This is a genomic window from Achromobacter sp., assembly GCF_050285565.1.
GTDB lineage: Bacteria > Pseudomonadota > Gammaproteobacteria > Burkholderiales > Burkholderiaceae_B > Achromobacter.
The window spans coordinates 345,956-367,912 of record NZ_JBLZXG010000006.1 but is presented as its reverse complement, the minus strand read 5'-3'; the positions used below and the strand labels follow the sequence as shown (position 1 = coordinate 367,912).

The following is a 21,957-nucleotide window of genomic DNA, read 5'->3' as shown; positions in this document are numbered from 1 at the left end:
CATATCGTCGCACCCCCGCCCTCGCCGCAAAGGCTTCTCCCGCCTGGGAAAACCCTTAACCGGCCGTGTTGGGGGCAAAAGCCTCCTGGGCAATGCGACCATTCGTCGCAGGCTTGACCCAGGTCAAACCGATAGGATGGACGTTGCTGCTTGGCAGCATTCCAGTCCGCTGCTCCGCAGCATTTCCCACCTTCCATCCAAGGCTGTACGTGAAACACCCCCTCCTTGCGACCCTTACGCGCATTTTTGGCGTCGGCGCGGTCATGCTGCTTGGCGGCTGCAACATGGAAATCCTCTCCCCCAAGGGAGATATAGGCGCTCAGGAAAAGACCCTGCTGTTCACGGCAACCGGTCTGATGCTCCTGGTGGTGATCCCGGTCATCATCATGGTCCTGACGTTTGCCTGGAAATACCGCGCATCCAATACCAAAGCCGAATACCAGCCCAAGTGGGCCCACTCCACGGCGATCGAAATCGTGGTCTGGACCATCCCGTGTATCATCGTGGCGACCCTGGCGGTGATCACCTGGCGCTCCACGCACGCGCTGGATCCCTACAAGCCGCTCGTCTCCGAGCACAAGCCGGTCACCATCGAGGTGGTGTCGCTGGATTGGAAGTGGCTGTTCATCTACCCCGAGTACGACATCGCCACGGTCAACGAGATCGCGTTCCCGGTCGACGTCCCGGTCAATTTCCGGATCACCTCGGCCTCGGTCATGAACTCGTTCTTCATTCCCCAGCTGGGTAGCCAGATCTACTCGATGGCCGGCATGGAGACCAAGCTGCACCTGAACGCGCGCGAACCCGGCACCTACGCCGGCATCTCGGCCAACTACAGCGGCGCCGGCTTCTCCGGCATGCGCTTCAAGGCCATCGCCACGTCGCAGGAAGGCTTCGACGACTGGGTCAAGCAAGCCAAGGCTTCCGGCACCGCGCTGACCCCGGCCGTGTACCAGGAACTGACCAAGCGCAGCGAACACAACCCGGTCGCCAGGTACGCCTCGGTGCCGCCGTCCATGTTCGACTACATCCTGGGCAGCACCATGTCCAAGATGGCCGGCGTCGAAGACGCCACGTGCACCCCCACGTCGAATAATCTTGTCGCAGGATTGACTCAATAATGCTCGGGAAACTCACCCTCGAGGCCATTCCGTACCATGAACCCATCGTCATGGTTACGCTGGCCGCCGTGTGCCTGGGAGGCCTAGCGGTCTTCGGCGCCATCACCTACTTCCGCAAGTGGAAGTACCTCTGGACCGAATGGCTGACCTCGGTCGACCACAAGCGCATCGGCGTGATGTACATCATCGTCGCGCTGATCATGCTGCTGCGCGGCTTCGCCGACGCCATCATGATGCGGACCCAGTTGGCCGTGGCCTCGGCCGACTCCGCCGGCTTCCTGCCGCCGCACCACTACGACCAGATCTTCACCGCCCACGGCGTCATCATGATCTTCTTCATGGCGATGCCCTTCATCACCGGGCTGATGAACATCGTGGTGCCGCTGCAGATCGGCGCCCGCGACGTGGCCTACCCGTTCCTGAACTCGCTGAGCTTCTGGCTGTTCGGCGCCGGCGTCGCGCTGATGATGATCTCGCTGTTCGTCGGTGAATTCGCCGCGACCGGCTGGCTCGCCTATCCGCCACTGTCCGGGCTCGACTACAGCCCGAGTGTCGGGGTGGACTACTACATCTGGGCGCTGCAGATCTCCGGGCTGGGCACAACGCTCAGCGGCATCAACTTCATCGTCACCATCCTGCGCATGCGCGCGCCGGGCATGAGCCTGATGAAGATGCCGATCTTCACCTGGACCTCGCTGGTCACCAACGTCCTGATCGTGGCCGCCTTCCCGGTGCTGGCCGCCACGCTGGCGCTGCTGACGATGGACCGCTACCTGGGCACGCACTTCTTCACGAACGACATGGGCGGCAACGTCATGATGTACGTGAACCTGATCTGGATCTGGGGCCACCCCGAGGTCTACATCCTGGTGCTGCCGGCCTTCGGCGTGTACTCCGAAGTGGTCGCCACCTTCGCCCGCAAGACCCTGTTCGGCTACAAGTCCATGGTCTACGCCACGGCCGCCATCGGCGTGCTGTCGTTCCTGGTCTGGCTGCACCACTTCTTCACCATGGGCGCGGGGGCCAACGTCAACGCGTTCTTCGGCATCGCCACGATGATCATCTCGATCCCGACGGGCGCGAAGATCTTCAACTGGCTGTTCACCATCTACCGCGGCCGCCTGCGCATCACCACGCCGGTGCTGTGGACGCTGGGCTTCATGCTGGTGTTCGTCATCGGCGGCATGACCGGCGTGATGCTGGCCATCCCTGGCGTGTCGTTCGTGCTGCACAACAGCCTGTTCCTGATCGCCCACTTCCACAACACCATCATCGGTGGCGTGGTGTTCGGGTGCATCGCCGGCATGACCTACTGGTTCCCCAAGGCCTTCGGCTTCAAGCTGAACGAACGCCTGGGCCGCTACTCGTTCTACTGCTGGTTCGTCGGCTTCTTCCTGGCCTTCATGCCCCTGTACATCCTGGGCTTCAAGGGCATGACGCGCCGCCTGAACCACTACGACAACCCCGAATGGCAGCCCTACCTGCTGGTGGCGCTGGCCGGCGCCGCGCTGATCATGCTGGGCATCTGGTTCCTGCTGCAGCAAGTGTTCGTGTCGGTGCGCCAGCGCAAGCAGAACCAGGACATCACGGGCGACCCCTGGGATGGCCGCACCCTGGAATGGTCGATCGCCTCGCCCGCGCCTTTCTACAACTTCGCCCATGTTCCTCACGTCGATGAACTGGATCAGTTCTGGGAAGACAAGCAGAGCGGCAAGGCCTACAAGCGCCCGGCCAAGTACGAAGACATCCACATGCCGAAGAACACCGCCGCCGGCGTCTTCATCGGCGCGTTCGGCCTGGTCATGTGCTTTGCCCTGATCTGGCACATCTGGTGGCTGTCGATCGTCGGTTTCGTCGGCATGATCGGTTCGTTCATCGTCCGCGCCTATGACCGCGACGTCGACTACTGGGTCCCGGCCGCGGAAGTCGAACGCATCGAAAACGCTCACTTTGACAAAATGCAGAAGGCCGCCTGAGCCATGATTCAAGCCGTAGCCACTCACCCCCACGCGGGTCACGACGATCACGCGCACCATGACGATGGATCCAAGACCGTTTTCGGTTTCTGGGTCTACCTCATGAGCGACTTGCTGATCTTTTCGGTGCTGTTCGCGACGTTCGCGGTGCTGGCCAACGCCACCGCGGGCGGCCCCACCGGCAAGGAACTGTTCGACCTGAAGTTCGTGCTGGTCGAAACCCTGCTGCTGCTGTTCTCGAGCTTCACCTTCGGCATGGCCAACCTGAACGTCCACGCCAACAACAAGAGCCGCGCAATCGGCTGGTTGATGGTCACGTTCCTGTTCGGCGCGGGCTTCATCGCGATGGAAGTCTATGAATTCCATCACCTGATCACCGAAGGCGCGGGCCCCGGCCGCAGTGCCTACCTGTCGGCGTTCTTCACGCTGATCGGCACGCACGGCCTGCACGTGACGTTCGGCCTGATCTGGATCGTCGTCATGATCGACATGATCCGCCGCCATGGCCTGGACTCGATCAACAAGCGTCGTCTGGCGTGCCTGAGCCTGTTCTGGCACTTCCTGGACATCGTCTGGATCTGCGTCTTCACCTTCGTCTATCTTCTGGGAGCCCTCTGATGTCGCACTCCGCTGCGGCCGCACACGGCCACGACGATCACGCCGCCGACCACGGCACCGTGAAGTCCTACATCATCGGTTTCGTGCTCTCGCTCCTGCTCACCTTCGGCTCGTTCGGCCTGGTGATGAGCGGCGCGCTGTCCCACACCATCACCATCGTCGGTGTGGTGGCGCTGTGCGTGCTCCAGTTGCTGGTGCAACTGGTGTACTTCCTGCACATGGGCGCTTCGAAATCGGCCCGCGACAACCTGGCCACGTTCGTCTTCACCGTGCTGATCATCGCCATCATCGTCGGTGGTTCGGCCTGGGTGCTGTACAACATGAACGTCAACATGGGCCACGCCATGTAAGACCCGTCACCCGCTGACGACAGACAGGCGCCGCAAGGCGCCTGTTTTTTTGCATGCTCGCGCCATGGCGGAATCGTCCGGGTCCCGCATGCCAGCGGCTTTGACGCCGCGCAGACCGGGCCATGCCCTCTTCGTTATATATTTCGGCACATAACGATTCCTTGAACCCTTGCTTGCCGCGAACCGCCATGGATGCCGTCCTGACCGCCGCCCCGCCCGCCCGGGACATCGATGCCCTGACCTGTAGCCTGCTGGAACAGGCCGCGCCCGACCATCCCGACACCCGCTTTTTCGCCGCGGTGGTCGGCAAGAGCCTGGCGCACCGCGACCTGGCCCGCACCGGCCTGTCGCCCACCGAACTGGCCGAGGTAATGGCCAACCTGTTCCCTGGCGTACAGGCCGGTTCCACGCCGGCCTGTGCCGACCTGCGGGCGCAACTGCTGGCCTACGACGCGCGCGGCCTGGCCAGCCCGCAACCGGATTTCACGCGGCTGCTGCGCGTGCTGCTCGAGGCCTGCAGCGCCCAGGCCACGACCACCGCCTGGGTCACCAGCGTGCTGACGCACGCCTGCCTGCGCCCGGACCACCTGTGGCGCGACCTCGGTCTGGGCGGGCGCGAGGACATCACCGCGCTACTGACCCGCCACTATCCCGACCTGGTAGCGCGCAACACCCGCAACCTGCGCTGGAAGCAATTCCTGGCCTACGCGGCCTTCGCGCATGCCGGCCTGCCGCCGCAGGCCGCGCCGGGTTGCGGCGCCTGCGAAGACCACGCTTTCTGCTATGGGAATCAACGCGGGCGCTGAACGGGCCCGCGCCACGGCCGACCGCGTCGCGGCGCCGGATCAGAACCAGGCCACCTTGACCAGCACCTGCGCGCTGTATTTGCCGGTTTTCAGTTCGGCGCCGCTACGCTCAAGGCGAGCGGTGTAGGTCTGGGTCAACGCCAGGGCGGTGCCGTGCAGGGTGACACCGAGGTTGCTGGTGTAGTAGGCGCTGCTGGGTTCGCCATGCGTGTCCACTGGAATCGGGCCGAACTTGATCGTCTGGTTGGCGCCGTTGGTGATGCTCAGCTTCAGGCCGTTCTCCTGGCCGTTGGCGTTCTTCAGGTAGATCGCGTCGTCCATGAGGTCCACGCGTTCGCCGCTTTGCGGCAGAAACGACACCAGCGTCCGCAAGTAGAACTCGTCGCCCGGGATGGGGCCCGGCGGCGCGACCAACGCCGCGACGCCGGGGCAGGCGTTGTTGACCTGGGTGGTCAGATTGAATGGCTTGGCCTGTGGCAACTTGCCGTTGAAGTTGCTGGTGGTCAGGATGGTGTCGAACAGCACGGTGTTGTCGACGTTGACCGAGCCGACGCATCGGGGGATGTACTGGAAGCGCGAGGCGCGTGAATTCAGGAAGATCCCGGGCGCCGTGGTGGCCGTCTCGTCGGGAATCAACTTGAATGCCTGGGTGGGCGGCAAGTACACGCGCAGGGGCGTGGTGACCCGCTCTGTCGAGAACAGCATCAGGAAGATGCGCCCCAACCGGACGCCGGTGTCTTTCTCGTAGGGAACGTCGACGCTGAAAAAGGGGGTGTGGCCGAAAATCAGCGGATCGGGATTCCAGGAGCCCAATTGCAGGTTGTCGTAGACGATGTCCAGCCGCAGCGACGCGTCTCGCAGGGCCTGCCGCAGCGGGGCGTAGTCTCCCTGGACGACGATAGCCACGCGCCTGGGGCCGGGCGCATTGTTGATGCAACGGTATTGGAATTCGTATGGCCGGCTCAAATACAGGAACGACCCGCCGATGGGCGCGCTGTCACTGGAAAAATTGACGGACGGCGGTATCAGGAAGGTGACGGCGTTGTCGCCGTTGAGCAGCTTGCATTCGCGCACCCCCGCCTGCGCATGCCCCAGCGCCGGCGCCAGCCCGCAGGCAATCAGCAACCCTGCGCGCCAAGCCCGCTTGATACACGCTTGCCATGCCACGATTCGCGTCTCCGGCTGCTTAAAATGCATAAATCATTTTATCGTTCGCCCCTTGCGCCAACGCCAGCCTATCGTCCTAGATTGGCGGAGCCGGTTCGTAATAGCCGCCATTGCTCTCGCTGACGATGAGCGAGCCGGCGTAGCGCCGGTAAACCCCCGATGTGCAACCGTGCCCGCGGCCTCGCACAGGACGCTGGCAATGCCGATGCGGGCCGGCGCGCGGGGCAATGGGTTCTAATAGCGCCATGGAAAATTCGCAAGACATCGAACGCCGGTTGCTGGATCTGGAGGTCAAGGCCAGTTTCGCCGACGACCTGCTGGAGCAGTTGAACCAGATCATCGTGCGCCAACAGCAGCAGATCGACCGCCTGCAGCGCGAGGTGGCCGACCTGCGCCAGCAGGCGCCCGAGGGCGCGGCGCCGTTCCGCAGCCTGCGCGACGAACTGCCGCCGCACTACTGAACCGCGCCCTTCAGGGGGGGTAGGCCATGACGCAAGCCGCGCCGACGAATCGGAGGATTCCTGGCGGGCGCGCAAGCCGGCGGGCGCGCAGGGGAAACGGCCCGAGACAAGACGCGGGCGCTTCGCGTACCATCGCATCTAGCCATCAATAGGCTGCCCGCGCAGCCTTGACAACCAAAAGGGAGTCCGCAATGAAAACCATCCGTCTCATCGCTTTCGCACTGGCCGCCGGCGTCGCGTGCGGGCCGGCCCTGGCGGCACCCGCCGTCATGCTCAACAATGCCCTCATCACCCAGATTTCGAAGGCCGACAAGCCGGCCTTCCACCAGGCGGTGGCGCAGGCGCTGAACGACACCGCCGATGGCCAGAGCGTCAATTGGTCCAGCACGCCCAAGCGCAAGGCCGCGCCGATCACGGCCAAGATCACGCCGTTGCAGACCAGCACGGCGGGCGACCGTACCTGTCGCCTGCTGGAAGGCGATTTCGCGCGCACCAGCACCAGCGAAACCTGGAAGTTCTGGTTCTGCAAGCAAGCCGACGGCACCTGGAAGGCCAGCGCCAACTGAGTCGCGCGCCACCCTGGCCCGCGCCATGAAAAACGCCCGCTTCATCTTGAGATGAAGCGGGCGTTTTGCCGTGCGGTCGCGCGCGGCGATCAGCCTTCGGCGCGGTTGGCGTCCAGCACCGTCATGGCCGTCATGTTGATGATGCGGCGCACGGTCGAACTGGAGGTCAGGATGTGCACCGGCGCGTTGGCGCCCAGCAGGAACGGGCCCACCGCCACGTTGCCGCCGGCCGCGGTCTTGAGCAGGTTGTAGGCAATGTTGCCGGCGTCCACGTTGGGGCACACCAGCAGGTTGGCCTGGCCCTTGAGGGTCGAGGACGGCAGAATGCGCAGGCGCAGCGCCTCGTCCAAGGCGCAGTCACCGTGCATCTCGCCGTCGATCTCCAGCTCCGGCTCGGCTTCGCGCACCAATTCCAGCGCGCGGCGCATCTTGGCGCCCGAGGCCGAGCTGCCCGAACCGAAGTTCGAGCGCGACAGCAGCGCCACCTTGGGCGCCAGGAACATGCGCTGCATTTCCTTGGCCGCGGCGATGGTGAACTCGGCGATCTGCTCGGCGGTCGGTTCATCGTTGACGTGCGTGTCCACCAGCACCACCGTGCGCTCGTTCAGCAGCAGGATGTTCATCGCGGCGTAGACGTTGGCGCCGGGGCGGCGGCCGATCACTTCGTCGATGAAGCGCAGGTGATCGTGATAGGCGCCGACGGTGCCGCAGACCATGCCGTCGGCGTCGCCCAGGTGCACCATCATCGCGCCGATCAGGGTCAGGCGGCGGCGCATTTCCACGCGCGCCATTTCCTTGGTGATGCCGCGGCGGCACATCAGCTCCCAGTACGTGGTCCAGTACTGGTGGAAGCGCTCGTCGTATTCGGGGTTGGTGACTTCGACATCCTCGCCCAGGCGCAGGCGCAGGCCAAACTTCTCGATGCGCGACAGCAGCACGGCGGGACGGCCCACCAGGATCGGCCGGGCCAGGCCTTCGTCCACCACCACCTGCACCGCGCGCAGCACGCGCTCGTCTTCGCCTTCGGTAAAGACGATGCGCGATTTACCGCCGCCACGCACGATGCGCTTGGCGGCCGAGAACAGCGGCTTCATGAAAGCGCCGGAGTGGTACACGAACTGCTGCAACTGCTCTTCGTAGGCTTCCAGGTCGGCCAGCGGGCGCGTGGCCACGCCGCCTTCCATGGCGGCCTTGGCCACCGCCGGCGCGATGCGCACGATCAGGCGCGGGTCGAACGGCTTGGGAATCAGGTATTCGGGGCCGAACGAGATGTCGTAGGTGCCGTAGGCGGCGGCCACCACTTCGTTCTGCTCTTCCTCGGCCAGCGCGGCGATGGCGTGCACCGCCGCCTTTTCCATCTCGCGGGTGATGGTGGTGGCGCCCACGTCCAGCGCGCCGCGGAAGATGTACGGGAAGCACAGCACGTTGTTGACCTGGTTCGGGTAGTCCGAACGGCCGGTCGCCATGACCACGTCGTCGCGCACCGAATGGGCCAGCTCGGGCAGGATTTCCGGCGTCGGATTGGCCAGCGCCAGGATCAGCGGGCGCGGGCCCATCTTGGCCACCATTTCCGGCTTGAGCACGCCGCCGGCCGACAGGCCCAGGAACACGTCCGCGCCCTCGATGACCTCGGCCAGCTTGCGCGCGTCGGTCTTTTGCGCGAAACGCGCCTTGTCCGGATCCATCAGCACGGTGCGGCCCTCGTAGACCACGCCCTCGATGTCGGTGACCCAGACGTTCTCCAGCGGCAGGCCCAGGTCCACCATCAGATCCAGGCAGGCCAGCGCGGCCGCGCCGGCGCCGGACGTGACCACCTTGACCTTGTCGATTTGCTTGCCGACGACCTTCAGGCCGTTGATGAAGGCGGCGGACACGGTGATGGCGGTACCGTGCTGGTCGTCATGGAAGACGGGGATCTTCATGCGCTCGCGCAGCTTGCGCTCGACCGTGAAGCACTCGGGCGCCTTGATGTCTTCGAGGTTGATGCCGCCGAAGGTCGGCTCCAGGCCGGCGATGATCTCGACCAGCTTGTCCGGGTCGGTTTCGTTGATCTCGATGTCGAACACATCCAGGCCGGCGAACTTCTTGAACAGCACCGCCTTGCCTTCCATCACCGGCTTGGAGGCCAACGCGCCGATGTTGCCCAGGCCCAGCACCGCGGTGCCATTGGAGATCACGCCGACCAGGTTGCCACGGCCGGTGTAGCGGAACACGTTGGCCGGATCCGTCACGATTTCTTCACAGGCCGCCGCCACGCCGGGCGAGTATGCCAGGGCGAGATCACGCTGGTTGGTGAGCGGCTTGGACGCCACGACGGAGATCTTTCCCGGGGTGGGGAACTCGTGGTAATCCAGAGCGGCCTGGCGGTCTGCTTGCGAATTCATGGGGCGGCGCCTCCTAGTCTTGAACAAGGCAGATTCTAGGACGGCAGACATAAGGCGTTCATTCGGATTTAATATTGTCACATCACTTTTTTCTTATGCCTTGTCTATGACACCGTTTTCGCCCGACGAGGTGCTCCGGAAACTGACCTCGCGGCTCAAGATGCGGCACCTGATGCTGCTGTTGCAGATCGAGCAGCACGGGTCGTTGACGCGGGTGGCCGAGCACATGGCCACCAGCCAGCCCGCCGTCACCAATGCGCTGGCCGAACTGGAAAGCATGTTCGACGTGCCGCTGTTCGAGCGCTCGGTGCGCGGCATGACGCCCACGGCGCTGGGCGCGGTGGTGTTGGCGCGGGCCCGCGCCCTGGTGCACGACCTGGGCCACCTGGTGCAGGAAATGGAAGCCGTGGCCGCCGGCCACGCGGCCCACCTGCACATCGGCGTGATCCCGTTCGTGTCGGGACAACTGCTGTCGGCCGCCATCGCCCGCACCCTGCCGCGCGGACGCGGCATCACCGCCACCATCCACGAGGGCCAGGGTCCGGTCTTGCTGCGCCAGTTGCGCGACCATAGGCTGGACGCCGTGGTGGGGTGGGCCACGCCGTCGGTGGACCTGGGCCAGATCGACTTCGAAGTGCTGTACCACCAGCCGCCCCGCCTGATCGCCAGCCGCCGCCTGGCCGCGCGCCTGGGCCGCGCGCGCCTGGAATGGAACATGCTGGCCGACCTCGATTGGATCCTGGGCACGCCGGACAGCCCGATCCGCGAGCAGGTGGCCGACATCTTCCTGCGTGCCGGGCTGGCGCCGCCGACGCCCTCGGTGCAGAGCGACTCCTCCAAGCTGATCGGCGAAATGATCGTCGCCAGCGACCGTGCCGTGTCGATCCTGCCCGCCGATATCGCCGATGAGCTGGTGCGCATCGCCGGCGCGGCGATCGTGCCGTATTCTTTCGACTGGACCCTGCCGCCGATTTCGCTGTTCACCCGCGCCGACGGCCTGCGGCGCGATGTAGACGCCCTGTTCGCGGCGGCCTTGCGCGAGGTCTTCAGCCGCCACGGGCGCGCCTGAGCGCGGCCGCGGCGATACCGGCACAACCCGGAATCCGCACATGAGCGCCAACCAGTTCGTCATGCACCGCAGCGCCCTCGCCGGCGTGCAGGCCGTGGCCGCGCGCAGCGCCCGCACCTTTGCCAGGCACACGCACGAGCAGTTCGGCATCGGGGTGATGCGCCAGGGCGGACAGGTCTCGCACAGCGGCCGCGGCCAGGTCGAGGCCGGCCCGGGCCAGGTGATCACCGTCAACCCCGGCGAAGTGCACGACGGCGCCCCCATCGGCGGTGAACGCGCCTGGCAGATGCTGTATCTGGACCCGGCGGTGGTGGCCGACGCGGCCGAGGCGCTGCCGATCCCCGGCCCATTCGAATTCGAGCATCCCGTGATGGACGCGCCGGCGCTGGCGGCGGATCTGTCCGTGCTGTACGCGCTGGCCATCGACGGCGCCGGGCCGCTGGCCCGCGACAGCCTGTTGCTGCGGGTGCTGGCGCGCGCCGGACGCCAGGCCGCGCGGGCGCCGCGCCCAGGCCTGCCCGCCGCCATCCGCCATGCGCTCGGCCTGATCGATGACGCCCCCGCCGCCGCCCTGTCGCTGGCCGACCTGGCCCACGCCAGCGGCCTGAGCCGCTTCCAGGTGCTGCGCGCTTTCCACCGCGCCACCGGTATGACGCCGCATGCCTACCAGGTGCAGCGCCGGCTGCTGCTGGCGCGCCGTTTGCTGCGCCAGGGCATGGCGCTGGCCGACACCGCCGCGGCCGCCGGTTTCGCCGACCAGAGCCACATGACGCGGCTGTTCGCGCGCGCCTATGGCGTGTCGCCGGGACGCTACGCCCGGGCCGCCGCCGCGCGCTGACAACGCGCCACGGGCACCCCGCCGCAATTTCGTTCAAGACCGTGACCGCAGCGCGCGCCTACGCTGCGGCCTCGTCCCGACTCCGGCTGTTTGCCATGAACCGAAACCAAGGATATGCCTGCCTGGCCGCCGCCATGGCGCTGGTGGGCAGCACCGTCGTCGCCAGCAAGATCATCGCGGCCGGGCTGCCGCCGTTTACCGCCACCGCCCTGCGCTTCGCGCTGGCGTTGCCCTGCTTCGCACTGCTGGGGTGGCTGACCGGCACGCGCCTGCCGCGCCTGGGCTGGCGCGACTGGCTGCTGCTGACGGCGCAGGCCGGCGCCGGCAGCGTCGGCTACACCACGCTGCTGATCGCCGGCCTGGCGCGCACCACGGCGGTGGACGGCGCGGTGATCCTGGGCACCCTGCCGCTGGTGTCGGCCGCCATCGCCATCGCGCTGCTGGGCGAACGGCCAGGCAAGGCCACGCTGCTGGCCATCGCCACGGCGGCGGCGGGCGTGTGGCTGATGACGCGCGGCCCCGCGACGCCGGGCGCCGGCTCGTGGATCGGCAATGCGCTGGTACTGGGCGCGGTGGTGTGCGAGGGCCTGTTCATCCTGCTGCAAAAGCGGCTGCGCGCGCCGTTGCCGCCCCTGGCGCTGTCGACCGTGATGTGCGCCCTGGGCCTGGCGGTATGCCTGCCGGCCAGCCTGATGGAGGCACCGTGGACGCTGGCGCTTTCGGCCGAGGCGCTGCTGGCGGTAGCCTATTACGCGCTGGTGCCGACCGTGGCCGGCTTCGTACTGTGGTACGCCGGCGCGCAACGCGTCGCCGGATCGGAAGCCGCCTTGTTCACCGCCGTTGCGCCGCTCACGGCCGTGCTGTTGGCCGCCGGGGTGTTGCACGAATCGCTGTCCGCTGCGCAATTGGCCGGCATGGCCTGCGTGCTTGGCGCCGTCTTCATCCAGGGCTGGGTCCGCAAGCCGGTTACCGTTGCGAGGTAGGCGCGCGCCGCCGCCGACCAGCCGGCCCGGGCGCGTTCAACCACGGCTGAACGCCAACGCGAAGTCGTCAGAGACGATATCCGCCAGCGACTGGCGCAAGGCGGCCGCGCGCTCGGCGCCATAGGCCGCTTCGAAGCGGCGCTGCGCGTCTTTCCACAGGCGCTTGGACTCGGCCAGCTTGGCGCGTCCGGCGTCGGTCAGCGCCACGCGCCGGCTGCGGCCGTCGCGCTCGTCGCGCGCCACGCGCACATAGCCGTCGCGCTCCAGCGGCTTGAGGTTGTGCGCCAGCGCGGAGCGATCCAGCACCATGGCTCGCGCCAGGTCGGTCATGGACGGCGCGCCGGCGCGCGCGATATGCACCAGGATCGAATGTTGCGACACCTTCAGGCCGCAGGGCGCCAGCACCGTGTCGTACAACTGCGAGACGCGCCGGGTGGCCTTGCGCAGCGCGGCGCCGTTGCAGACCAGCGGGTCCTGGGGAATGGCGGAAGGGTCGACGTCGGACATGATGGATTCGAACGACTGGATGAAAAGCGCGCGTCGCCGGGGCGGGCGCGCCGCCGTGGCAAGGGTACGGCAAGTTCATAACGCTACTGCCGCGCCGCGGCGGCGTCTAGCGCATTCTTGACATTTATTGGCATATGCACGTAAATTTTCCGCACCCCTTCGCTCCGGCACCCCGTCCATGCCCGCCTCCCGCGCCGCCGCCACGCCCCCTCCCGCCAACGCGCGCCTGCGGGCCATGCTGCACGCACCGATCGCCCCCACCCTCGCCCGGCTGGCCTGGCCCAACATCCTGATGATGCTGGCGCAGTCGGCCACCGGCCTGATCGAAACCTGGTTTCTGGCGGACCTGGGAACGCCGGTGCTGGCCGGGGTGGCGCTGGTGGTGCCGGTGCTGATGCTGATGCAGAACATGTCGCAAGGCGCGATGGGCGGCGGCATCTCGGCGGCCGTGGCGCGCGCCCTGGGCGCGGGGCGGCAACGGGAGGCCGACCAACTGGTGCTGCACGCGGTCGTCCTGAACGCCGCGCTGGGCCTGGCGTTCTGCGTGCTGCTGCTGGTCTTCGGGCCGTGGCTGTATCGCACCCTGGGCGCCGACGGCGCGACGCTGGACGCCGCGTTGGCCTATTCCAATGTCATCTTCGGCGGCATCGTGCTGATGTGGCTGATGAACGCCTTCGCCAGCGTCATCCGCGGCACGGGCAACATGCTGGTGCCGGGCGCGGTGATCTGCGGCGGCGCGCTGCTGCTGGTGCCGCTGTCGCCGTGCCTGATCTTTGGCTGGGGCCCGTTCCCGGCGCTGGGCGTGGCGGGCGGCGGCTGGGCGCTGGTCACCTATTACGCGGTGGGCACGCTGGTGCTGGGCGGCTACTGCCTGAGCGGGCGCAATGCCGCGCGCCTGACCCGCAGCCGCCTGTACCCGAGCCTGATGCGCAGCATCCTGCGGGTCGGCGCGCTGGCCACGCTCAATCCCTTGCTCACCAACGGCGTGGTGGCGCTGACGACGGCACTGGTGGGCGCGTACGCGGGCACCGCCGCGGTGGCCGGCTACGGCATCGCGGTGCGGCTGGAATACCTGATGATGCCGCTGGCGTTCGGCCTGGGCGCGCCGATGGTGGCGATGGTCGGCGCCAACATCGGCGCCGGCCAGCCGGAGCGGGCGCTGCGCGTGGCGCTGACCGGCGGCGCCATGGCCTTTGTGCTGGGCGAACTCATCGGCCTGGCGGCCGCGCTGTTTCCCGAAGCCTGGCTACGGCTGTTCGGCGCCGAGGCAGCCATGCTGCAGGCTGGCGCCGCCTACCTGCGCATCGTCGGCCCACTGTACGGCTTTTTCGCGCTGGGCTTCTCGATGTATTTCGCCTCGCAGGGCGCGGGCCGCCTGAAGTGGCCGCTGTGGGCCGGCTTCCTGCGCCTGGCCACCGCCATCGGCCTGGGCGGCGCGGTGCTGCACCTGAGCGGTTCGCTGGCCTGGTTCTTTGCGGTCGCCGCGCTGGCCATGGCCCTGTATGGGCTGGTGATCCTGGGCGCGGTGGCGTCGGGATCATGGTTCGAACGCGGCCACTTACGCAGACCAGGACTGGCGCGGCGGTGATCCCTACCCGCTACGCCCCGGGCGCATCGCGCAGCGCGTAGGCCACCAGTTGCCGGGCGTAGGCCGGCAGCTCGCCGCGCACGCACAGCACCAGGTCACGCACCGCCCAGTCATCGACCAGCGCGATGCGCCGCACGCCCGCCGCGCGGCCGTGGCGCACCGCCGCGACCCGGGGCATGATGGCGATGCCCACGCCCTGGCCCACCAGGCGGCAGACCGCGTCAAAGCTGCGCAGGCGCACCCGGTACGACAGCGCCTGGCCGCCGCGGCGCGCGTGGTGCGCGATGTGCTCCTGCAAGGCGCTGCCTGCCACCAGGCCGACGAATTCCTCGCCAGCGACGTCGGCCAGCAACGCGGTGGCGCGGCCGGCCAGGCGATGCGCCGGCGGCACCACCAGCGCCAGCGGATCATGGCGAAAGCGCGCCACGCGCAGACCTTGCAGGTCGGCCGAATCGGCCAACACGCCGATGTCGCAGGTACCGGCGCGCAGCGCATCGGCGATTTCGTGGCTGAGGCGTTCTTGCAGATCGACCGATACGCGCGGATGGTCCTTGAGGAATTGGCCCAGCACCGGTGGCAGATACTCGCTGAGCGCAGTGGTGTTGCACAGCACCCGCACATGGCCCTTGAGCCCTTGGCCATACTGATCCAGTTCGCCGCGCATGCGATCCATCTGCGCCAGCACCAGCCGTGCGTGATGGGCCAGCGTGCGACCGGCGGGCGTGGCCTGCACGCCGCGATGCTCACGCAGCAACAGCGCCACGCCCAGCGTTGCCTCCATGCCGCGGATGCGCTCGCTGGCCGACGCCAGCGTCATGTGGGAAAGCCGCGCGCCGGCGGTGATGGAGCCGGTTTCCTGCACATTGAGGAAAAGCCGCAGATCGGTCAGGTCGAAGCGCATGCGAAAAAGCGTAGCACGCCAGGCTCAGGCTGTTCCATAGGCAGGCTACGCCAGATCCCGATAGGGCGACGCGCCATCGCCGGGGCAGAATACCGGCATCCAACATTGAAAGCGGGGAAATTCCATGATCTCTCGCCACGGCGGCGGCCGGACCGGAACCGGGTGCGCGGCGCGGGCCTTGCACTCCTCAGGCCGCGCCGAAGCCAACGCCCCCCTGCCGGCCTCCGCCACGCCGGCACCGAATCACGCGCCGACCGCGCACAGCGAGGCCGCATGAGCGCCAATGGCCTGCTGGGTCTGGACACGCCCGCGCTGCTGGCCGCGACCGCCGCGGTCTTCGTGCTGGCCGGCGTGGTCAAAGGCGTCGTGGGGCTGGGCCTGCCGACCATTTCCATGGCCATGCTGGCCTTGATCATGGCGCCGGCACAGGCCGCCGCGCTGCTGATCGTGCCGTCGCTCATCACCAACTTGTGGCAAGCACGGCCCTGGCCGACGCTGACGCGGGTCCTGCGCCGCATCGCCACGTTACAGGCGGGCGTCTGCGCCGGCACCCTGGCGGGCGCGGCAGCGTTCGGCGCGCCCGCCGGCCATTGGGCCAGCGTCTGCCTGGGCATCGCGCTGGTGGCGTATGCGGCCTGGGGGCTGTTCGGCACGCCGCCAACGGTGCCCGCGCGCCACGCGGGCGCGCTGGGCGCGGTGGTGGGCGCGGTCACCGGGATCATCACCGCGGCGACGGGAGTCTTCGTGATTCCGGCCGTGCCGTATCTGCAGGCGCTGAATCTGGGCAAGGATGGCCTGATCCAGGCAATGGGCATCTCGTTCACCGTGTCCACGGTGGCGCTGGCGGCAGCGCTGTGGCTGAACGGCAGCTACACGCCGGGCGCGGCCGGCGCCTCGGTGCTGATGCTGCTGCCGGCGCTGGCCGGCATGGCCCTGGGCCAGTGGTTGCGCGGCCGGCTGTCGGCGCGCGCGTTCAAGCAGTGCTTCATGGTCAGCCTGGCGCTGCTGGGCGCCTACCAGGTGGCGCAGGGCCTGGCCGGGTAAGCGCGCGCCGGGCCTCAGGCCGCCAGGCGCCGTTCGTCGACACTGCCGATGGACACCGACATCTCGCGCCAGCGCGCCAGTTCCTGCTGCACCGACTGGATCTTGCCGCGCGCCTGGTCGAAGGCGTCGCGGCCCAGGAACAGGTGCAGCGGCGCATATTGCGCATGCGCCGCCTGGATCAGGGCGCGTGCCGCCTTGGCCGGATCGCCGCAGGCGGCATGGCCCGCGCCGGCCTCGGGACGGGCGCTGTCCACCTGCGCGCCCATGGCGCCGGGATAGACCAGCGACACACGCACGCCATGCGGCGCGGCTTCCAGCGCCAGCGCTTCGCTCAAGCCGCTGACGGCGAACTTGGCGGCGCTGTAGGCGCCCCAGCCGGCGCGGCCGCCATCGAAGCCGAGAATCGACGAGATGTTGAACACGTGGCCGGCGCGCTGCGCCCGCAGGCGCGGCATCACCGCGCGCACCACATTCAACACGCCGAAGACATTGATATCGAAGCTGTCGCGCAGTTCGGCATCCGACAGTGTTTCCAGCGCGCCCGCCAGACCGTGGCCGGCGTTGTTCACCACCACGTCGATACGGCCGAACGCGGCCACGGCGGTGTCGACCGCGCGGCGCACCTGGCCCTCGTCGGCCAGGTTCACTTCCAAGGGCAGAAAACGGCCTTCGAGCTTGGCGCCCACCGCGTCCAGCAACGCATCGGCATCGCGCGAGGTGGCCGCGACCTTGTGCCCCTGGTCGAGCAGCATCCTGACCAGCGCCAGGCCCAGGCCGCCGGCGGCGCCCGTCACAAACCAGATTTTTTCGGTGCTCATGCGATCTCCCTCTACTTGCGGCGGCCGGCAACACGCCGGCGGCCCGCTGGCGTCCATGGATTCACGAGGCAGCCATCGACCCCAAGCGTGAGAGGGATATTAAGGATCGCGCAGCGCGGCGCACAGGCCCGTTCTTGCTTGAAACCTGCCTATTTCTACAGGCTTGCGGAAACCCCGCCCGCGGGAACAGGGCGGCCGACGCGCGTCAGCCCAGCGCGCTGCGGTAGTGCTCGCTGTCGAAACGCGGCGCGCCGTCGGCGGGCGCGGCGTTCGTCACCGGCTCGACGCCGGGCGCGGCGGCGTCGACGCCGAAAAGGGAGAGTTCGGCCGTGACCAATGCCAGGAGAAGATTTGCCATGATGATTCCTTTGCGTCGAATGCCCGGACCAGCGGCGGCTGCGCCAGTCTTATACAAGACATGGGGCTCATCGTGCCGGGCGGGGCGGCGCGCGTCCATTTGGTTTACGCAATCGAGGCCATTGAAACAACGCAACGCCGCGGCCCGGCGCGCCGGGCGGCGCGGCGGCGGGCAGGAAACCGGGGAATGGCGGATAATCCGCCTATTTCCCGCCGGCGCGCGCCGGGCAGCATTCGGAGTCAGCTATGTATCGCGGCATTGAGGCGATCGAACAATTCATGATGTCCATCGGCCTGACCTGGCAGCCCGGCCGCACCGAAAGCGCCGAGCTGCGCGCCAGCTATCGCATCGGCAACACGCGGCCGCTGGGCATCGACCGCACGCTGGTGGAATTCCATTGCGACGCCAAGCGCCCCAAGGTCTGGGTGCCGGAGTTCTCGCGCACCAGTTTCCACCAGTGGTTCGAAGTGCCGTTCCAGGAATTCGAATTCACGCCGGGCGGCTCGATGCTGAAGATCAAGGCCGCCGCGCGCGGCAATGCCCCGCCCTACAGCGTGGGGCTCAAGCCGCTCGCCTGAGCGCGGGTATTTCGCCGGGCCTGCCTACAGGGGCTTGTACATGATGGTGGTGCCGTCCAGCCTGGACGGATCGCGCGCATCGCGGGCAAATCCCGGAATCACCCCCACCGTGCGGTAACCCAGCGAGGCGTACAGCGGCTCGGCGTTATCGCCGGTGCGCGTGTCCAGCGTGAGCAGGCTGCGGCCGGCCTGCCCCGCGGCCGCTTCCGCCGCCGCCATCAGCGCGCGGGCGATGCCGCGGCGCCGGAAATCCGGATGCACCAGCAGCTTGCGGATCTCGGCGCGGTGCGGCTGATTGGGCGGCGTATCGCAATCAAGCTGCACCGATCCGGCGACGCGTTCCTCGCACATCGCCACCAGCAACACCAGCCTGCCGCCTTCGAGCGGCGGCAGCACCTTGTCGAGCCAGTACGCGCGCGCGGCCTCGGGCCCGAAGGGCAGCACGAAACTGATGCTGGCGCCGTCCTGCACGCAGGCATGCAGCAGTTCGCCCAGGCCGGGCAGCAGCGCCCGGGCTTCGTCGGCGGTAACAGGGTTCAATGCAAGGGTGGTGGTGGACATGGTGGACTCAGACGATGAACAACAGGTAGCGGGCGCCGCTGTGCGGCGGCGTGTCGAAAGCGCTGGCGCCGTAGAGCTGGTACCGCAGGCAGTCGCCGGGCGCCAGGGTGTGGGAATGGCCGTCGACGCGGATCGTCAGTTCGCCTTCCAGCATCACCAGATGATGTTCCAGCCCGGCTCGCGGCGATTGCGCGTATGCGATATGGGTGGCCGCGGGCAGTTCGCAGGCCAGTACCTCCCCGGCCAGTTTCTGCGAGGGCGGCGAGACGCTGCGGCGCCGGAACCCGGTGCCGCCATCGACCCACAGCGCCTGCGCCGCGCTCGGCACCAACGGGGTGAAGTCGTCTTCGACCATGCGCATCAGGCGCGACATCGTCATGCCATGGGCGCCGCACAGCTTGCCCAACACGCTGGCGGTGGGACTGACCTCGGCGTTCTCCAGGCGCGACAGGGTCGCGCGGCTGACGCCGGCGCGGCCGGCCAGTTCGTCCAGCGACCAGCCGCGTTCGATGCGCAAGGTCTTGAGACGGCCGGCCAGGCGTTGATCCAGGTCGATATCGGAAGCGGAAGGGGTTGTGTTTTCCATATTCGGGAATTTATCCCATATGCGGAAATCCATCAATGCCGCCCGCAAGCCTTTCGCGCCGCCGGCGCCGAGCCGCTGAAACGTCGCCGCAAGTTATGGCGTTCATGCCGGCCGGGTCGGCGGTAGACTGGATACCCGCCGACTTCCGTTGCCCCGTTTTCCCATGAGCAAGCTCGACACCCTGGACTGGACCCGCATCGCCGCCGACCTGGACGCGCGCGGCCACGCCTTGGCCGCCGGCCTGCTCACGCCCGCGCAATGCCAGGCACTGGCCGCCGGCTACGACGACGAGCACCGCTACCGCAGCCGCGTCGTCATGAGCCGTCACGGCTTCGGGCGCGGCGAATACAAGTACTTCGCCTATCCGCTGCCGCGCCTGCTGCACAACCTGCGCACGGCCTTGTATCCACGGCTGGCGCCGATCGCCAACCGCTGGAACCGGCAGATGGGCAGCGCCGTCGCGTACCCGGCCAGCCACGCCGACTTCCTGGCGCGTTGCCACCAGGCCGGGCAGCGCCGGCCGACGCCGCTGCTCCTGCGGTACGGGCCCGGCGACTACAACTGCCTGCACCAGGATTTGTACGGCGAGCATGTCTTTCCCTTGCAGGTCGCGGTGCTGCTGTCGCGGCCGGGCCAGGACTTCACCGGCGGCGAATTCGTCATGACCGAAACCGACAGCGCCGGGCAGCGCGCCGAGGTATTGCCGCTGGGCCAGGGCGACGCGCTGATCTTCACCGTCAACCAACGCCCGGTGGCCGGCGCGCGCGGCTGGCGCCGCGTCGCCATGCGCCACGGTGTCAGCGCCCTGCGCGAGGGACGGCGCCACACGCTCGGGGTGATCTTCCACGACGCGGCCTGACATGGGAACCAGCCTGAACCTGTTCGACGACGCCGAGATCGCGCAGACCGGCCGCGAGCCCATCGGCGCGCAGTCGGTGGTGCTGCGCGGCTACGCGCTGCCGGTGGCCCAGGCGCTGCTGGCCGGTGTCGACACGGTGCGCCGGCAGGCGCCGTTTCGCCACATGGTCACCCCCGGCGGGCTGCCCATGTCAGTGGCGCTGACCAACTGCGGCCGCTATGGCTGGACCAGCGATGAACGGGGTTACCGCTACACGCGCGAGGATCCCGGCTCGGGCCTGCCGTGGCCAGCCATGCCCGAGGCCTTCGACACCCTGGCGCGCGCGGCCGCGCAGGCGGCGGGCTTTCCCGGCTTCGCCCCGGATGCCTGCCTGGTCAACCGCTACCAGCCCGGGGCGCGGCTGTCGCTGCACCAGGACAAGGACGAGCGCGACCACGGCGCGCCCATCGTTTCGGTTTCGCTGGGCATGCCGGCGGTGTTCCTGTTCGGCGGCCATGCGCGCGGCGACCGGGCGGTGCACGTGCCGCTGTTCCATGGCGACGTGGTGGTGTGGGGCGGCGTCGACCGGCTGCGCTACCACGGCGTGCTGCCGCTCAAGGACCGTCCCCATCCCACGCTGGGCAGCGTGCGCATCAACTTCACCATCCGCCAGGCCGGCTGAAATCGCACGTGTCAGACGGCGCGCCGCGCCCTGATCCGCATGCGGGTTCCCCTGGGCTGGCGGCGGCCGGCGGGCGAGCCTACTATCGGGCAACTTTGCCGCCCTCCGGGAATCCCATGCGCCTGAGTATCGCCCTCGCCCTCCTGTGCCCCTTGACCATCGCGCCCGCCAGCGCCGCCGAGCCCCCCGCCCGCGTCGAGAATTCGCTGGGCATGCCGTTCGTCATGGTGCCGGCCGGCAGCTTCCAGATGGGCAGCGACGAAACGCCCGAGGCGCTGGCGCGCGACTACCCCCAGTATCCGCGGGAACGCTTCGCGCAGTTGTCCGACGAGGCGCCGGTGCACACCGTGCGCATCACCCGGCCGTTCCTGTTGATGCCGACCGAGGTCACCGTAGGCCAGTTCCGCCGCTTCCTGGAGGCATCGGGCTACGTGCCGGAAGCCGAGGCCGACGGCACCGGCGGCTATGGCTACAACGCCGCCTACGACCCAGACGCCTCCGAGCGCGGCGACGCCTTCGAAGGCCGCGACCGGCGCTATTCCTGGCGCAATCCCGGCTTCGCCCAGGGCGACACGCACCCGGTGGTCAACGTCAGTTGGAACGACGCCACCGCCATGGCGCGCTGGCTGAGCCAACGCGAAGGCCGGGTCTACCGCCTGCCGACCGAGGCCGAATGGGAGTACGCGGCCCGCGCCGGCGGCCGTGGCCGCTACCAGCACGGCGACGATCCGGCCGCCCTGCCGGACGTGGCCAACACGTTCGACGCCGACGCCGCGCCGCTCTGGCCCAAATGGCGGGCCTACGCCGCCGCGCGCAGCGACGGCCACCGCTTCACCGCCCCGGTCGCCAGCTATGCGCCGAACGCCTTCGGCCTGTACGACATGCATGGCAACGCCTGGGAATGGGTGGCGGACTGGTACGGCGAGGACTACTACGCGCATTCGCCCGAAAACGACCCGCAGGGCCCGGCCAGCGGCAACGTGCGGGTGCGCCGCGGCGGCTCGTGGCATACCTGGGCGCTGTACACGCGCGCGGCGTACCGCAACTGGAATACCGCCGAAACGCGCTATCCGCTGGTCGGATTCCGCCTGCTGCGCGAGGTGGCGCCATGAAGACCGGTTAGCATAGCCGCAAGCCAACCTTTCAAAAGAGACCCG

Annotated in this window: 24 protein-coding genes; 16 read left to right on the top strand and 8 right to left on the bottom strand. The window is 68.0% G+C overall.

The window, feature by feature from the left end; all coding sequences use genetic code 11:
* Positions 1 to 209 precede the first annotated feature (209 nt).
* The 5 genes from cyoA (at position 210) to ACN6O8_RS15145 (ending at position 4,871) form a co-directional block, all read left to right on the top strand.
* On the top strand, positions 210 to 1,121 hold the full coding sequence (gene cyoA, locus ACN6O8_RS15165; RefSeq protein WP_427991845.1) for a ubiquinol oxidase subunit II: 912 nt from the start codon (positions 210 to 212) through the stop codon (positions 1,119 to 1,121).
* Positions 1,121 to 3,097: a cytochrome o ubiquinol oxidase subunit I gene (gene cyoB, locus ACN6O8_RS15160; protein ID WP_427991844.1), complete on the top strand. Its 1,977-nt coding sequence runs from the start codon at positions 1,121 to 1,123 to the stop codon at positions 3,095 to 3,097. The genes cyoA and cyoB overlap by 1 nt, the downstream gene beginning before the upstream one ends.
* A gap of 3 nt (positions 3,098 to 3,100) precedes the next feature.
* Positions 3,101 to 3,715 (top strand): cytochrome o ubiquinol oxidase subunit III, encoded by a 615-nt coding sequence (gene cyoC / locus ACN6O8_RS15155; protein WP_006387443.1) that lies wholly within the window; start codon positions 3,101 to 3,103, stop codon positions 3,713 to 3,715.
* Complete coding sequence (gene cyoD / locus ACN6O8_RS15150) at positions 3,715 to 4,065, top strand: cytochrome o ubiquinol oxidase subunit IV (protein ID WP_427991843.1); 351 nt, start codon at positions 3,715 to 3,717, stop codon at positions 4,063 to 4,065. The genes cyoC and cyoD overlap by 1 nt, the downstream gene beginning before the upstream one ends.
* A gap of 188 nt (positions 4,066 to 4,253) precedes the next feature.
* Positions 4,254 to 4,871 carry a nitrogen fixation protein NifQ gene (locus ACN6O8_RS15145; protein ID WP_427991842.1) on the top strand — a complete coding sequence of 206 codons (618 nt, stop codon included), beginning with the start codon at positions 4,254 to 4,256 and terminating at the stop codon, positions 4,869 to 4,871.
* Positions 4,872 to 4,910: 39 nt separating this feature from the next.
* Here ACN6O8_RS15145 and ACN6O8_RS15140 read toward each other — a convergent pair whose 3' ends face one another.
* Positions 4,911 to 6,038, bottom strand: coding sequence for a hypothetical protein (locus tag ACN6O8_RS15140; protein WP_427991841.1), 1,128 nt, complete (start codon positions 6,036 to 6,038; stop codon positions 4,911 to 4,913).
* Positions 6,039 to 6,283: 245 nt separating this feature from the next.
* Between ACN6O8_RS15140 and ACN6O8_RS15135 the strand changes: the two genes are divergently transcribed.
* Together ACN6O8_RS15135 and ACN6O8_RS15130 are read left to right on the top strand one after the other, a co-directional pair.
* Positions 6,284 to 6,499 carry a SlyX family protein gene (locus ACN6O8_RS15135; protein WP_006391018.1) on the top strand — a complete coding sequence of 72 codons (216 nt, stop codon included), beginning with the start codon at positions 6,284 to 6,286 and terminating at the stop codon, positions 6,497 to 6,499.
* A 191-nt stretch (positions 6,500 to 6,690) separates the two neighbouring features.
* Positions 6,691 to 7,065, top strand: coding sequence for a hypothetical protein (locus ACN6O8_RS15130; RefSeq protein WP_427991840.1), 375 nt, complete (start codon positions 6,691 to 6,693; stop codon positions 7,063 to 7,065).
* 89 nt (positions 7,066 to 7,154) lie between these two features.
* Here ACN6O8_RS15130 and ACN6O8_RS15125 read toward each other — a convergent pair whose 3' ends face one another.
* A complete protein-coding gene (locus ACN6O8_RS15125; RefSeq protein WP_427991839.1) occupies positions 7,155 to 9,449 on the bottom strand; it encodes an NADP-dependent malic enzyme in 2,295 nt (764 codons plus the stop codon).
* Between the two features lie 106 nt (positions 9,450 to 9,555).
* Here ACN6O8_RS15125 and ACN6O8_RS15120 point away from each other — a divergent pair, with 106 nt between their 5' ends.
* The 3 genes from ACN6O8_RS15120 (at position 9,556) to ACN6O8_RS15110 (ending at position 12,339) form a co-directional block, all read left to right on the top strand.
* Complete coding sequence (locus ACN6O8_RS15120; RefSeq protein WP_427991838.1) at positions 9,556 to 10,518, top strand: LysR substrate-binding domain-containing protein; 963 nt, start codon at positions 9,556 to 9,558, stop codon at positions 10,516 to 10,518.
* Positions 10,519 to 10,558: 40 nt separating this feature from the next.
* A complete protein-coding gene (locus ACN6O8_RS15115; RefSeq protein ID WP_427991837.1) occupies positions 10,559 to 11,356 on the top strand; it encodes a helix-turn-helix domain-containing protein in 798 nt (265 codons plus the stop codon).
* Between the two features lie 95 nt (positions 11,357 to 11,451).
* On the top strand, positions 11,452 to 12,339 hold the full coding sequence (locus ACN6O8_RS15110) for a DMT family transporter (RefSeq protein WP_427991836.1): 888 nt from the start codon (positions 11,452 to 11,454) through the stop codon (positions 12,337 to 12,339).
* A 36-nt stretch (positions 12,340 to 12,375) separates the two neighbouring features.
* Here ACN6O8_RS15110 and ACN6O8_RS15105 read toward each other — a convergent pair whose 3' ends face one another.
* Positions 12,376 to 12,846, bottom strand: a complete 471-nt coding sequence (locus ACN6O8_RS15105) for a MarR family winged helix-turn-helix transcriptional regulator (protein WP_427991835.1) — start codon at positions 12,844 to 12,846, stop codon at positions 12,376 to 12,378.
* 235 nt (positions 12,847 to 13,081) lie between these two features.
* On the opposite strand from ACN6O8_RS15105, the gene ACN6O8_RS15100 reads away from it, so the two are divergent.
* Complete coding sequence (locus tag ACN6O8_RS15100) at positions 13,082 to 14,434, top strand: MATE family efflux transporter (protein ID WP_427991940.1); 1,353 nt, start codon at positions 13,082 to 13,084, stop codon at positions 14,432 to 14,434.
* 10 nt (positions 14,435 to 14,444) lie between these two features.
* On the opposite strand, the gene ACN6O8_RS15095 is transcribed toward ACN6O8_RS15100, so the two are convergent.
* Complete coding sequence (locus tag ACN6O8_RS15095) at positions 14,445 to 15,335, bottom strand: LysR substrate-binding domain-containing protein (protein ID WP_427991834.1); 891 nt, start codon at positions 15,333 to 15,335, stop codon at positions 14,445 to 14,447.
* A gap of 273 nt (positions 15,336 to 15,608) precedes the next feature.
* On the opposite strand from ACN6O8_RS15095, the gene ACN6O8_RS15090 reads away from it, so the two are divergent.
* Positions 15,609 to 16,379, top strand: coding sequence for a sulfite exporter TauE/SafE family protein (locus ACN6O8_RS15090; RefSeq protein WP_427991833.1), 771 nt, complete (start codon positions 15,609 to 15,611; stop codon positions 16,377 to 16,379).
* Positions 16,380 to 16,393: 14 nt separating this feature from the next.
* Here the strand turns inward: ACN6O8_RS15090 and ACN6O8_RS15085 are convergent, their stop codons facing one another.
* Both ACN6O8_RS15085 and ACN6O8_RS15080 read right to left on the bottom strand, forming a co-directional pair.
* Positions 16,394 to 17,197 (bottom strand): SDR family NAD(P)-dependent oxidoreductase, encoded by an 804-nt coding sequence (locus tag ACN6O8_RS15085; RefSeq protein WP_427991832.1) that lies wholly within the window; start codon positions 17,195 to 17,197, stop codon positions 16,394 to 16,396.
* 205 nt (positions 17,198 to 17,402) lie between these two features.
* Positions 17,403 to 17,555, bottom strand: a complete 153-nt coding sequence (locus tag ACN6O8_RS15080; RefSeq protein WP_427991831.1) for a hypothetical protein — start codon at positions 17,553 to 17,555, stop codon at positions 17,403 to 17,405.
* 245 nt (positions 17,556 to 17,800) lie between these two features.
* Between ACN6O8_RS15080 and ACN6O8_RS15075 the strand changes: the two genes are divergently transcribed.
* Complete coding sequence (locus ACN6O8_RS15075) at positions 17,801 to 18,133, top strand: hypothetical protein (RefSeq protein WP_020926561.1); 333 nt, start codon at positions 17,801 to 17,803, stop codon at positions 18,131 to 18,133.
* 24 nt (positions 18,134 to 18,157) lie between these two features.
* On the opposite strand, the gene ACN6O8_RS15070 is transcribed toward ACN6O8_RS15075, so the two are convergent.
* Both ACN6O8_RS15070 and ACN6O8_RS15065 read right to left on the bottom strand, forming a co-directional pair.
* On the bottom strand, positions 18,158 to 18,694 hold the full coding sequence (locus tag ACN6O8_RS15070) for a GNAT family N-acetyltransferase (protein WP_427991830.1): 537 nt from the start codon (positions 18,692 to 18,694) through the stop codon (positions 18,158 to 18,160).
* A gap of 7 nt (positions 18,695 to 18,701) precedes the next feature.
* Positions 18,702 to 19,280 carry a helix-turn-helix domain-containing protein gene (locus ACN6O8_RS15065; RefSeq protein ID WP_427991829.1) on the bottom strand — a complete coding sequence of 193 codons (579 nt, stop codon included), beginning with the start codon at positions 19,278 to 19,280 and terminating at the stop codon, positions 18,702 to 18,704.
* Positions 19,281 to 19,443: 163 nt separating this feature from the next.
* Between ACN6O8_RS15065 and ACN6O8_RS15060 the strand changes: the two genes are divergently transcribed.
* The 3 genes from ACN6O8_RS15060 (at position 19,444) to ACN6O8_RS15050 (ending at position 21,912) form a co-directional block, all read left to right on the top strand.
* Entirely contained in the window at positions 19,444 to 20,139 is a 696-nt protein-coding gene (locus ACN6O8_RS15060) for a 2OG-Fe(II) oxygenase (RefSeq protein ID WP_427991828.1), read from the top strand.
* A 1-nt stretch (position 20,140) separates the two neighbouring features.
* Positions 20,141 to 20,800 (top strand): DNA oxidative demethylase AlkB, encoded by a 660-nt coding sequence (gene alkB / locus ACN6O8_RS15055; protein WP_427991827.1) that lies wholly within the window; start codon positions 20,141 to 20,143, stop codon positions 20,798 to 20,800.
* Between the two features lie 116 nt (positions 20,801 to 20,916).
* A complete protein-coding gene (locus ACN6O8_RS15050) occupies positions 20,917 to 21,912 on the top strand; it encodes a formylglycine-generating enzyme family protein (RefSeq protein WP_427991826.1) in 996 nt (331 codons plus the stop codon).
* The last annotated feature ends 45 nt before the right edge of the window (positions 21,913 to 21,957 follow it).